This window comes from Enterobacter sp. BRE11 (assembly GCF_031844285.1).
Classification (GTDB): Bacteria; Pseudomonadota; Gammaproteobacteria; order Enterobacterales; family Enterobacteriaceae; genus Pantoea.
Window position 1 is genome coordinate 206,376 of record NZ_JAUZUX010000004.1, and the last position, 12,182, is coordinate 218,557.

Consider the following 12,182-nt stretch of genomic DNA (forward strand, 5'->3'; position numbering starts at 1 on the left):
GTATCGACCGGGCGTCCCCCTCAGCGATGAGGCGGACGCCCGTTTTTACAAACGCTCCCTGATATCTTTAAAACTTTGTTCCAGCGAGGGCCGCGCGACGGGTAGCCTTTGTGGATGCGCAGCGGGCGACTGCGGCGTGCCCAGCCCGAAGGTAAAGGTATAACGCCCCGCTTCCCCCATGCGCAAATCGGCAATAATCGTCTGCCCCTCCTGCTCGCGCAGCGCATAGAAGCCGTGGCTGAACCAGGCGACGCGCTCCGCATACCAGCTGCCCTTCAGCGGCGCGAACAGCGCCGTGTGTCGCGGCTGCCAGTGGATCTGCAGCGGCCGCGTCGGCGACAGCAGCGACCACCAGGCTTCGCCATAGCGATCGCCATCAATAATCACCGCGCGCCACGCCAGCGTGTTAAATGCGGTTGGCGTCACCAGTACCTTCTCGTCGGGCAGCTTCTGCTGCGCCAGCGATTGCCTGATCTGCCAGCCCGCCACGCCCTGAATCGCCACGCTCCAGGCGAGATAGAGCGTGCTCAGGGTTAATCCAGCGCGATTCCAGCGCAGACCGCTGGCGCCGCCGCGCCGCAGCGCGACCGCGAGGCAGAGGAGCAGCGGCAGCGTATAGAGCGGATCGACGATATAGATGCTGCCGATGGCAAAGGGGTGATCGGTGAGCGGCAGGCCAAGCTGCGTGCCGTACACCGTCATCAGATCCAGCAGCGGATGGGTAATCAGCGCCAGCCAAATCGCCAGCCACCACTGCTGCCAGCTTACTCCGCGCCGGAACAGGCCTGCGATCAGCCAGGCGAGCAGCGGCGAGGCCAGCGTCAGCCACAGCAGCGCATGGCTCTCGGTGCGGTGCAGCGTCATATTGCGGATAGCGTCGCCGTGATCGATAAACACATCGAGATCGGGCAGCGTGCCACAAACGGCGCCTACCGCCGCCGCCTGCCAGAGCGGCGTCCGGCGCCCCATCGCCGCGACGCTGACCGACGCGCCCAACAGCAGTTGCGAAACAGAATCCATCGATAACTCCGTGACAGAGCGACGGCACCAGCCGCCGGGAAATTAGCGCACGCGGATCCCTTCGATAATCATGCGCTGCACGTTTTCGACCGTTTCATCAAAAAACTGGGGATCGCTCAGGGTCTGCCCGGTAATCGCCTCGACCTGGCTGGCGAAATCCGCATAGTGCTGCGTCGCCGCCCACAGCATAAAAAAGAGATGCTGTGGCTGCACGCCCGCCAGCCGCCCTTCATTAATCCAGCGCTCGACAATCGCCGCCTTATCGTCCACCAGCTGTTTGAGATCGCCCGCCAGCTCCCCTTTCAGCAGCGGCGCGCCCTGCAGCATCTCCAGGCAGAAGAGGCGCGACGCCTGCGGATGATCGCGCGATACCTCAAGCTTGAGGCGGATATAGCGGCGTATGGCGCTAAGCGGATCCATATCGTGCTGCAGCGCGCGCAGCGGCGCCAGCCAGACGTCGAGGATCTCTTTCAGCACGGCGATATAGAGCGTTTCTTTCGAAGGATAATAGTAGAGCAGATTGGTTTTCGAGACGTCAGCGCGCTCGGCGACCTGCTCCAGACGCGTGCCGTGAATACCAAACTGAGAGAAAAGCGCCAGCGCGGCCTCCAGAATAGCGGCGCGTTTCGCCGCAGTGGCGCGCGAACGTCGCGTCGGTTTTTTTTCATCGGTTTTCACAGCGTTACCTCATTCCTTAAGCGTACTGGCATCATAGCAAAGCCGCTCACCCCTGCCCAACCTGGACGCTGCACCTTTTTTGTTCAGCCTGCCTGCAAAACGTGCAGAGATTTTTGACCAGCTGGTCCATAACGGACCAGCCGTTCCACTTTTCTTTGGCCTGTAATATTTAACCTTCTGTTAAATATATCTTTTTATTTTGTGGCACAACCTTTGCAAATTTGTCAGCAAGCGCCGCCATCAGGGATGACGCAGGATGCCGCGCAGCGCACCACATCATTTATCACCTGGCAAAGAGGGTTTGACATGAAAATTGGCGTTTTTATTCCGATTGGTAACAACGGCTGGCTGATTTCTACCCACGCTCCGCAGTACAAGCCGACGTTCGAACTGAATAAGGCGATCGTACAAAAGGCAGAGCGCTACCACTTCGACTTTGCGCTCTCGATGATCAAGCTGCGCGGCTTTGGCGGCAAAACCGAATTCTGGGATCACAACCTTGAATCCTTCACCCTGATGGCAGGCCTCGCCGCCGTGACCTCGCGTATAGAGATCTACGCCACTGCCGCCACGCTAACGCTGCCGCCCGCTATTGTGGCGCGCATGGCCTCCACCATCGACTCCATCTCCGGCGGCCGCTTCGGCGTTAACCTGGTGACCGGCTGGCAGAAGCCGGAGTATGAGCAGATGGGCATCTGGCCCGGCGATGACTACTTTAGCCGCCGCTACGACTACCTGACGGAGTACGTTACCGTGCTGCGCGATCTCTGGGGCAGCGGCCAGTCCGATTTCAAAGGCGAATTTTTCACCATGAACGACTGCCGGGTCAGCCCGCAGCCGCAGAAGCCAATGAAGGTGATCTGCGCCGGTCAGAGCGACGCAGGCATGGCCTTTTCCGCACAGCATGCTGACTACAACTTCTGCTTCGGCAAAGGGGTCAACACGCCAGCGGCCTTCGCCCCCACCGCCGCGCGCATGAAGCAGGCGGCAGAGAAGGCGGGCCGCGACGTCGGCTCCTACGTGCTGTTTATGATTATCGCCGCCGACAGCGACGAGGCGGCACGCGCCAGATGGGAACATTACAAAGCGGGCGCCGACGAAGAGGCGCTTGCCTGGCTGACCACGCAGAGTCAGCAGGACAAGCGTTCCGGCAGCGACACCAACGTGCGCCAGATGGCCGATCCCACTTCCGCGGTCAATATCAATATGGGCACGCTGGTCGGCTCTTACGCTAACGTCGCGCGCATGCTGGATGAGGTGGCGCAGGTTGAAGGCGCCGAGGGTGTGCTGCTCACCTTCGACGACTTCCTGCAGGGCATCGAAGAGTTTGGTCAGCATATCCAGCCGCTGATGCAGTGTCGCAGCGAGATCAATGACAACAGAGAGGTGGCCTGATGAGTACCGTTTACTGCGCCCATACTGCCGCGCTGCCGCAGGTTGAGCTGCCTGCGCGCCCGGAAGCGATCGCTTTCCCGCCCACGCAAAGCGCGCTGATCGTGGTCGATATGCAGAACGCCTACGCCACGCCCGGCGGCTATCTTGACCTGGCTGGCTTCGACGTCTCCGCCACGACGCCGGTGATCGAGAAGATTGCGCAGGCGGTCGCCGCCGCGCGCGCGGCGGGCGTGCAGATCGTCTGGTTCCAGAACGGCTGGGACAACCAGTATGTCGAAGCGGGCGACGCCGGTTCGCCGAATTTTCATAAATCCAACGCCCTGAAAACCATGCGCAAACGTCCTGAGCTGCAGGGTTCGCTGCTGGCCAAAGGCGGCTGGGATTATCAGCTGGTGGACGCGCTGCAGCCACAGCCAGAGGATATCGTGCTGCCGAAACCGCGCTACAGCGGCTTTTTCAACACCCCGCTCGACAGCATGCTGCGCAGCCGCGGCATCCGTCATCTGATCTTTACCGGCATCGCCACCAACGTCTGCGTGGAATCGACGCTGCGCGACGGCTTTTTCCTTGAATATTTTGGCGTGGTGCTGGAAGACGCCACTTACCAGGCGGGTCCGCCCTTCGCCCAGCAGGCGGCGATTTTCAATATCGAAACCTTTTTCGGCTGGGTCTCCAGCGTCGACGCCTTCTGCGAAAGCCTGCAAGGTCATAAGGAGTAACGCTATGCCGAAGTCTGTGATTATTCCTCCGGGCACCGCCACGCCTATCGCCCCTTTCGTCCCGGGCACGCTGGCCGACGGCGTGGTCTATGTCTCCGGCACGCTGCCGTTCGATAAAGAGAATAATGTGGTGCATGTCGGCGACGCTGCCGCGCAGACGCGCCACGTGCTGGAAACCATTAAAAGCGTGATTGAAACCGCGGGCGGCACGCTTGACGACGTGACCTTTAACTCAATCTTTCTTACCGACTGGCAGAATTACGCCGCCATTAACGCGGTTTACGCGGAATACTTTGCCGGGGATAAACCGGCGCGCTTCTGCATTCAGTGCGGTCTGGTGAAGCCCGACGCGCTGGTGGAGATCGCCAGCGTGGCGCATATCGGCAGGGGGGAGGCGTAATGCATCTGGAGATACTGGGACGGCAGGATCCCGCGGCACCGACGCTGGTGCTGGCTTCCGGCCTCGGCGGCGTAGCGGGTTTCTGGCAGCCGCAGCTGGCGGCGCTGAGCGCATGCTATCGCGTGGTGGTTTACGACCAGCGCGGCACCGGCCGTAGCGCGCAGCCGCTGCCCGCCGACTATTCGATGGCGATGATGGCGGCCGAACTGGCCGAGGCGCTGGCGCAGCGCGGTATCAGGCGCTTTGGCCTCATCGGTCACGCGCTCGGCGGCCTTGTCGGGCTGCAGCTGGCGCTCGATTATCCGGAACGCATTGAGCGCGTGGCGGTCATCAACGGCTGGCTGCGGCTGCATCCCCATACGCGACGCTGCTTTCAGGTGCGGCAAGACCTGCTGCTCAAGGTGGGCGTCGAGGCCTTCGTGCGCGCGCAGCCGCTGTTTCTCTATCCGGCGGAGTGGATGGCGCAGCATCAGCCGCGCCTTGCCGAAGAAGAGGCGGCGCATCTCGCCCATTTTCAGGGGCGCGATAACCTGCTGCTGCGCCTGGACGCCCTGATGCGCGCCGACTTCACCTCGCTGGCCGCGCGCATTCAGCAGCCGGTGCTGGCGATCTGTAGCCAGGACGACATGCTGGTGCCCTGGAGCTGCAACGGGGAGTTAGCCGCGGCGCTGCCCAATGCGCAGCAGATCGCCATGTCCTGGGGCGGACATGCCATGAGCGTCACCGACGCCGACGGATTCAATTCGCTGCTGCTGCAGTGGCTTAACAGGAGCGAAGCCGCGCCGCAGCGCGCGGCGAGCTAAGGAGATAACGATGAGCACCCTTACCCTTACGCCTGAGATCGCGCTCGTAGAGAAGCAGGCCTTTCGCGACGGCATGGCGCGCCTTGGCGCCGCCGTAAATATCATCACCACCGATGGCCCGGCGGGCCGCGCAGGTTTTACTGCCTCCGCGGTGTGCAGCGTCACCGATACGCCGCCGACGCTGCTGGTCTGCCTGAATCGTTCAGCCTCGGTATGGTCAGTCTTCGACGCCAACCGTCAGCTTTGCGTCAATACCCTGGCGGCCGGTCAGGAAGCGCTTTCAGGCCTGTTCGGCGGCAAAACGCCGATGGAAGCGCGCTTTCAGGCGGCGCAGTGGCGCACGGCGGTGACAGGCTCGCCCGTGCTGGAGGGGGCGCTGGTCTCGTTCGACTGCCGCATCAGCGACATTACGCCGGTCGGCACCCATGACGTGCTGTTTTGCGAAGTGCTGGCGCTGAGGTTTAGCAATGAAATGCACGGGCTGGCTTGGTTCGATCGCGGCTACCTCCCCTTGCCGCGGCAGGACGCCCGCTAATCCGCCCTGCGCGGCCTGATACCACTCTTTCTGGAGATAACGATGGCGAGTTCCTGGTTTCCTCAATGGCGTAAAAAGTCGGCGGTATCAGACGGCGGGCTTATCGCCCCGGATGAGACGCTGCCGTTTGGACAAACGGCGATCCTCGGCCTGCAGCATGCGGTGGCGATGTTCGGCGCCACCGTGCTGATGCCGCTGCTGATGGGGCTGGATCCCAATCTGGCGATCCTGGTGTCAGGCATCGGCACCCTGCTCTTTTTTGTTATCACCGGCGGACGCGTGCCGAGCTATCTGGGCTCCAGCGCGGCCTTTGTCGGTGTGGTCATCGCCGTAACCGGCTTCAACGGGCAGGGACTTAATCCCCATCTCAGCGTCGCACTCGGCGGGGTCATCGCCTGCGGCGCGCTCTATATGCTTATCGGCCTGCTGGTGATGAAGGTGGGTACGCGCTGGATCGAACGCCTGATGCCGCCGGTAGTTACCGGCGCCGTGGTCATGGCGATTGGGCTGAACCTGGCGCCCATCGCGGTGCACAGCGTGGCGGCTTCTGGCTTCGACAGCTGGATGGCGGTAATGACCGTGCTCGCCATCGGGCTGGTGGCGGTCTTTACCTACGGGATGGTGCAGCGCCTGCTGATTCTGGTAGGGCTCATCGTCGCCTGGGCGATTTATGCGCTGTTGACCAACGTGCTGGGCTTCGGCAAACCGGTCGACTTCAGCGGCGTGGCGCAGGCCGCGTGGTTCGGCATGCCGCAAACCACCGCACCCAGCTTCGATCTTCAGGCGATGGTGATGATCGCGCCGGTGGCCATTATCCTGGTGGCGGAAAACCTCGGCCATCTCAAGGCGGTCGCGGGTATGACCGGTCGCAATCTCGATCCCTGGATGGGACGCGCCTTTGTTGGCGACGGCATGGCGACCATGATCTCCGGCGCGATCGGCGGCAGCGGCGTCACGACCTACGCGGAGAATATCGGCGTGATGGCGGTCACCAAAGTCTACTCGACGCTCGCCTTCGTGGCGGCGGCGTTGATTGCGCTGATCCTCGGCTTTTCACCAAAATTCGGCGCGCTGATCCATGCGATTCCCGCGCCGGTTATCGGCGGCGCCTCGATTGTGGTCTTCGGCCTGATCGCGGTCGCGGGCGCGCGCATCTGGGTGCAGAACCATGTGGACTTTAGCCAGAACAGCAATCTGATTATGGTCGCCACTACGCTGGTGCTGGGCGCAGGCGATTTTTCTCTGAAAATCGGCGGCTTTACCCTGGGCGGCATCGGCACGGCCACTTTCGGCGCGATTCTGCTTAATGCGATTCTGCGTCGACGCGGCGCGCCGCTGGCGGAGCGTGCGGCGCGTCAGCAGGGATGATTATTTGTGCGGCGCCTCTGGCGCCGTTTTTTTCGCCTGAGCTTCAGCTCGCTGACGATCACGCCGCAGACAATCAGCGCGCCGCCGAGAATGGCTGCCGCCGGGAGTCGCTCTCCGGCGATGCGCCCTACCACACCCGCCCAGACCGGCTCGCCCGCGTAAATTACCGTCGCGCGCGTGGGTGAAACGCTGCGCTGCGCCCAGTTCATGGTGACCTGAATCAGCGCGCTGGCCGCACCGAGACCCAGCGCGCTCAGCAGCAGCGTCGGGCTGAGCGCAGGAATCGATTCGCCGTTCGGCACCATCAGGGCGAAGGCGCACAGCGAGGCGACCGCCAGTTGAATCAGCGTTACGCGGCGCACATCCACCCGACCGGCGAAACGGCTAATCAGGATAATCTCGGCGGCAATTGCCAGCGTGCTGAGCAAGGTGGCGATTTCGCCCTGGTTAAGGCTGATGCGGCCATCCTGCGGCCCGGCCACCAGCAGCAGGCCGAGAAAGGCGAGCAGTATGCCGCACCACGCCATCACGCCCGGCGGCCGCCGTAGAAACAGCCACTGCAGCAGCGGCACTACCGGCACGTAGAGCGCGGTGAGAAAGGCGGACTGGCTGCTGGAGATGGTCTGCATGCCCCAGGTTTGCAGGCCGTAGCCGCCTGCAATCGACAGGCCGATCAGCGCGCCTGCGATCAGCTCCTGACGTGTGGTGCCTGCCAGCGCGCGGCGAAAAACGCAGGCGAGGATCAGCGCGGCGGTAGCGAAGCGCAGGCCGACGAAGAAGAACGGCCCTGAAACGGCCATCGCACGATGCACCACCAGAAAGGTGCCGCCCCAGACCATGGTAATCAAAATCAGCACCAGCTCTTCGCGCGAAACGCGCAGCGTCAGGGTGCGGGAAACGTCCGACATATCTCACCTTTAGCGATTTAACGGGCGCCATTGTGCGCAGGTCGCGGCCTGAATGCAATGCATCAGAAAAAGCGCAAATTTTGCGATCTCGCCGCAGGGCCAAAAAGCTCTTCTATACTTCTGCTTAGGTTTTCACATGCTGAGGAGCGCGCAATGGCCCGAATTCTGGTGCTTTATTACTCAATGTACGGACATATCGAAACCATGGCAAACGCGGTAGCGGAAGGCGCGCGCCGCGTTTCGGGCGTCGAGGTCGACATCCGGCGCGTGCCGGAAACCATGGACGCCGAGCGGTTCGCCCAGGCAGGCGGAAAAACTGACCAAGCGGCGCCGGAAGCCACGCCGGACATATTGCCGCAGTACGACGCTATCCTGATCGGCACGCCAACGCGCTTCGGCAATATGTCTGGCCAGATGCGCACCTTCTGGGACCGCACCGGCGGCCTGTGGGCCTCTGGCGCGCTGTTCGGCAAGGTTGCCAGCGTCTTCACCTCAACCGGCACCGGCGGCGGCCAGGAGCTGACCATTACCTCGGTCTGGACCACGTTAGCGCACCACGGCATGGTGATCGTGCCGATTGGCTACGGCACCAAAGAGCTGTTTGATATTTCCCAGACGCGCGGCGGCACGCCTTACGGCGCTTCCACCCTGGCGGGTGGCGACGGCTCGCGTCAGCCTTCGGAAGAAGAACTTAATATCGCCCGTTTCCAGGGCGAGCACGTTGCCGGCATAACGGTAAAACTCAAAGGGTAAGTTTCACTAAGGAGAAAATGATGTCTAACGATCAAGCGAAAGCACACCACGTGGGCGAATGGGCCACGCTGCGTCACACCTCTCCCGAGATCGCAGAGGCTATTTTCGAAGTAGCGAACTACGACGAGAAGCTGGCTGAAGAGATATGGCGTCAGCAGGGCAATGACGAAGTGCTGTTTCGCGCTTTTGACAAAACAGAAGCCGATGTCCTGACCTGGGACGACACGCCGGTAGAGCGTAAAAATATCTGATTGCGAGGCGGGATTTCCCGCCTCACCTTTTTGACTGACCAAGGAGAATCTATGTCTTCCTATCAGAGCATTAACCCCGCCAATAATCAGCTGCTGAAAAGCTGGCCTTCTCACGATGCCGCTGCGGTCAGCCAGGCGCTGGAAACCGCCGATCGCCTGTTCCACTCGTCGTGGAGCAAAGGGGATATTGCGCCGCGCCTGCAGGTGCTCGCCAGGCTGGCTGATTTGATTGAAAGTCGGGTTGACGAGCTGGCTACTATCGCCAGCAAAGAGATGGGCAAGCTGATTGGTCAGAGCCGTGGAGAAGTGAAAATTTGCGCGCAGATCGCGCGCTACTACGCCGACCATGCGGCAGAGATCCTGAAACCGCAGCCCTACCCCAGCGAACTGGGCGAGGCCTGGGTCGAGTATCATCCCATCGGCGTGCTGGTCGCCGTCGAGCCGTGGAACTTTCCTTATTACCAGCTAATGCGCGTGCTGGCGCCCAATCTGGCGCTGGGCAATCCGGTGCTGGCGAAACATGCCAATATCGTGCCGCACTGCGCCGACCTGTTTGCCAGGCTGGTCATCGAGGCAGGCGCGCCGGAAGGTGCCTGGACTAACCTGTTTATCAGCAGCGACCAGGTCGCCGAACTGATTGCCGACGATCGCGTGCAGGGTGTCGCTCTGACTGGTTCAGAACGCGCCGGCAGCGCCGTGGCGCAGCAGGCGGGCAAATACCTGAAGAAATCGACGCTGGAGCTGGGTGGCAACGACGTTTTCGTCGTGCTCGACGACGCCGATATCGACGAAGCGGTGCGTCAGGGCGCGCAGGCGCGGCTCAGCAACTGCGGCCAGGTCTGCACCGCCGCCAAGCGCTTTATTCTGCACGAAAAGATCGCCAGCGCCTTTATCGATAAGTTCAGCGCCGCGCTGAAGGCGGCGCGCCTGGGCGATCCGCTCGACGAGCAGACCACGCTGGGACCGCTCTCTTCCAGAGAGGCGCGCGATCGCCTTGCGAAGCAGGTCGACGAGGCGGTGAAGAACGGCGCAACGCTGCTGATCGGCGGCAAGCCAGTTGAGGGCGTCGGCTGCTACTTCCAGCCGACGATCCTGACCGATATCCGCCCGGATAATCCGGCCTACTATGAGGAGTTTTTCGGCCCGGTGGCGCAGATTTACGTGGTGGGCGACGACAACGCCGCCGTTGCGCTGGCGAACGACTCTCACTACGGCTTGGGCGGCTCGGTCTGGACGCAAGACAGCGCGCGCGGACGCCGACTGGCCTCAGCGATCGAGACCGGCATGGTGTTTATCAACTCGCAGAGCGATACCTCAGCCGAGCTGCCGTTCGGCGGCGTGAAGCGCTCAGGCTATGGCCGCGAGCTGTCGGACCTGGGTATCAAAGAGTTCGCCAACCAGAAGCTGGTGGTGGTGGCAGGCTAGTCCGCCTGGCCCATAAAAAAACCCCGCCGCGGCGGGGTTTTTCATGAGTGCTGGTTTTACTGGGTGACGGCTTGTTTCGCGTCGCTGTTCTGCGCCGATTCCACCGGCTTCTGCGCTGTCGCGTTAGCAGGCTTATCCGCGTCGGCTTTGTCTGCCGCCGCTTTATCGGCCGCCGCCTTCTCAGCCGCCGCCTTTTGCGCCGCGGCGCGCTCTGCCTTCGCTTTCTCCTCGGCCGCTTTCGCCTTCTCTTCTGCGGCTTTCGCTTCAGCCGCTTTTTGCGCGGCAGCTTTTTCCGCGGCGGCTTTCTCCGCGGCGGCTTTGTCAGCGGCGGCCTTATCGGCCGCTGCTTTATCAGCAGCGGCTTTACCGGCGGCCGGTTTATTTTCCGCTGGTTTAGCGGCATCTTCAGCCGCTGCCGCGGTCGGCTGAGCGACCGGCGCCATCGGCGTGCCCTGCAGCGCGCCGTTCAGCGCCTGAGCGAACTGATCCCAGCTGCAGTAGCCGTTGCCGTCGGTCGGACAGCCTTCCAGCTGCAGCGTCACGCGCTTCGGCGGATTCTTCAGGCTCAGCACTTCACCATCGCGCAGCTGATCGGCGGTCTGGTAGACATATTCCAGCTTCAGCAGATCTTTGTTGTTTTTCGCATCATGCCAGCGTTCAAACACCAGCTGTCCGCCAATGGGCGTATTTTCCCAGGTGCCGGGCAGTTCATAGGGCTTAACCTGCAGCGCGCTCAGCAGCGAGGCGATGTTGGAATCGTGTCCGACCATCAGCGTGATTTTCGGCGCGTTGGCTTTGTCCTCATCCACCAGCTGGCTGCGGATGTAGTCCACCAGCGGCGCGGCGACTTCGCGCGCGATATCCGGACTGGTGAAAAGCGCATCCTGATAGCCGTTTTTAATCGCCGACAGCGTTTTCCACTGCTCTGGGGTTTTGATCTGGCCCCAGGCGACCTGCTCAAGCGGGAAGCCCTCATAATATTGCAGCGTAAAGGCGTCCATCAGCGAGTTGCCGACCTTCAGCGGACCGCTGACGTTTGGCTCTTTGCCGTTTTCGGCGCTGAAGACATTGTCACCGCTGCTTAAGTCGCACTGTTTTTTATTGTTGCAGGCTGGCGCGGATTTGTAATCGACGATCTTATCCAGCTGCTGCAGCGCAGGCTTCAGCGCCAGCTTTTCGTTTTCCGCCGTCATTGCCGCCAGCGCTTTCTTATTAAAGGCTTCGCTGTCATCGGTGATTACCGGGTTAAACACCGGATCCATGGTGCCCATGGCGTCCTGATGGGTGACGGCGATATCGCAGCCGGGGAACGCGCCGTTAACGAAGAACTGAGCCGTCGCGACGGTGCGCTGCAGGCTGTTGGCGTAGACAAAGACGTTGCTGCTGTCAGGACAGCTGCCGTTATGCACCAGGCCCTGCTGCGCCAGCCACTGACGCGTGTAGTTGCCCATGTAGACTTCCAGCACGCCGCCTTTGGTGGTGAGCTGCCCGCCCGGCACGCTCCACTGCGGCCAGCTTTTCTTCGTCGACTGTTCCAGCACGCTGCCGTTATCGGCCAGCGGCGCGCGCAGGTTGTGGCGGCTAAACATCAGTACCTGCTGCAGCTGCATATCGCCTTCAGCCGCCTGGGCCGCCATGCCGATCGGCAGCGCGGCGAGCACCGACAGTGCGCAAAGACTCAGTTTCTTGATCATTGTGCCTATTCCATTTATTCAGTAGAGAAACACTCTGGCTATCAACCGATTAGCTCTGATCAGAGCATAGTGGCCCACAGTGTAACTCAAGCTGGCCGCGAAATGCGCCCGATGTTTGTAAAAACCTGAATGGACTATAGCAGAGCGGGCCGAAAGCAGCCTGTAAAGCGCGGTACCGTACCAGTAGAAACTGGAAGGCAGAAATGCAACAGGCCAGCACATTGTGCTGGCCT

At 61.7% G+C, this 12,182-nt stretch carries 13 protein-coding genes; 9 read left to right on the top strand and 4 right to left on the bottom strand.

What is annotated here, in order from left to right; translation table 11 throughout:
- Positions 1–45 precede the first annotated feature (45 nt).
- On the bottom strand, positions 46–1,020 hold the full coding sequence (locus Q9R34_RS06190; protein ID WP_485892804.1) for a metal-dependent hydrolase: 975 nt from the start codon (positions 1,018–1,020) through the stop codon (positions 46–48).
- Between the two features lie 42 nt (positions 1,021–1,062).
- Entirely contained in the window at positions 1,063–1,698 is a 636-nt protein-coding gene (gene rutR, locus Q9R34_RS06195; protein ID WP_434124599.1) for an HTH-type transcriptional regulator RutR, read from the bottom strand.
- Between the two features lie 306 nt (positions 1,699–2,004).
- On the opposite strand from rutR, the gene rutA reads away from it, so the two are divergent.
- The 6 genes from rutA to rutG are packed head-to-tail and all read left to right on the top strand — an operon-like array spanning position 2,005 to position 6,918.
- Complete coding sequence (gene rutA, locus Q9R34_RS06200) at positions 2,005–3,093, top strand: pyrimidine utilization protein A (RefSeq protein ID WP_434124598.1); 1,089 nt, start codon at positions 2,005–2,007, stop codon at positions 3,091–3,093.
- Entirely contained in the window at positions 3,093–3,812 is a 720-nt protein-coding gene (gene rutB, locus Q9R34_RS06205) for a pyrimidine utilization protein B (RefSeq protein WP_434124597.1), read from the top strand. Before rutA ends, rutB begins: the two co-directional genes overlap by 1 nt.
- Positions 3,813–3,816: 4 nt before the next feature.
- Positions 3,817–4,212: a pyrimidine utilization protein C gene (gene rutC, locus Q9R34_RS06210; RefSeq protein ID WP_434124596.1), complete on the top strand. Its 396-nt coding sequence runs from the start codon at positions 3,817–3,819 to the stop codon at positions 4,210–4,212.
- Complete coding sequence (gene rutD / locus Q9R34_RS06215; protein WP_434124595.1) at positions 4,212–5,015, top strand: pyrimidine utilization protein D; 804 nt, start codon at positions 4,212–4,214, stop codon at positions 5,013–5,015. The genes rutC and rutD overlap by 1 nt, the downstream gene beginning before the upstream one ends.
- Before the next feature lie 10 nt (positions 5,016–5,025).
- A complete protein-coding gene (rutF, locus tag Q9R34_RS06220) occupies positions 5,026–5,550 on the top strand; it encodes an NADH-dependent FMN reductase RutF (protein WP_434124594.1) in 525 nt (174 codons plus the stop codon).
- Positions 5,551–5,592: 42 nt separating this feature from the next.
- Positions 5,593–6,918: a pyrimidine utilization transport protein G gene (gene rutG, locus Q9R34_RS06225; RefSeq protein WP_485892806.1), complete on the top strand. Its 1,326-nt coding sequence runs from the start codon at positions 5,593–5,595 to the stop codon at positions 6,916–6,918.
- Here rutG and Q9R34_RS06230 read toward each other — a convergent pair.
- Positions 6,906–7,826: a DMT family transporter gene (locus tag Q9R34_RS06230; RefSeq protein ID WP_485892807.1), complete on the bottom strand. Its 921-nt coding sequence runs from the start codon at positions 7,824–7,826 to the stop codon at positions 6,906–6,908. The two genes, rutG and Q9R34_RS06230, sit on opposite strands and share 13 nt — an antisense overlap.
- A gap of 153 nt (positions 7,827–7,979) precedes the next feature.
- Between Q9R34_RS06230 and wrbA the strand changes: the two genes are divergently transcribed.
- Genes wrbA through Q9R34_RS06245 form a run of 3 tightly spaced genes read left to right on the top strand, consistent with a single transcriptional unit; the run spans position 7,980 to position 10,255 of the window.
- The gene (gene wrbA / locus Q9R34_RS06235; protein ID WP_434124591.1) at positions 7,980–8,579 is read left to right on the top strand and encodes an NAD(P)H:quinone oxidoreductase; all 600 of its coding nucleotides are present in this window, start codon (positions 7,980–7,982) and stop codon (positions 8,577–8,579) included.
- A 20-nt stretch (positions 8,580–8,599) separates the two neighbouring features.
- Positions 8,600–8,830 carry a YccJ family protein gene (locus Q9R34_RS06240; protein ID WP_033751138.1) on the top strand — a complete coding sequence of 77 codons (231 nt, stop codon included), beginning with the start codon at positions 8,600–8,602 and terminating at the stop codon, positions 8,828–8,830.
- 51 nt (positions 8,831–8,881) lie between these two features.
- Entirely contained in the window at positions 8,882–10,255 is a 1,374-nt protein-coding gene (locus Q9R34_RS06245) for an NAD-dependent succinate-semialdehyde dehydrogenase (protein WP_485892808.1), read from the top strand.
- A gap of 56 nt (positions 10,256–10,311) precedes the next feature.
- Here the strand turns inward: Q9R34_RS06245 and agp are convergent, their stop codons facing one another.
- Positions 10,312–11,949, bottom strand: a complete 1,638-nt coding sequence (agp, locus tag Q9R34_RS06250; protein WP_485892810.1) for a bifunctional glucose-1-phosphatase/inositol phosphatase — start codon at positions 11,947–11,949, stop codon at positions 10,312–10,314.
- Positions 11,950–12,182 lie beyond the last annotated feature (233 nt).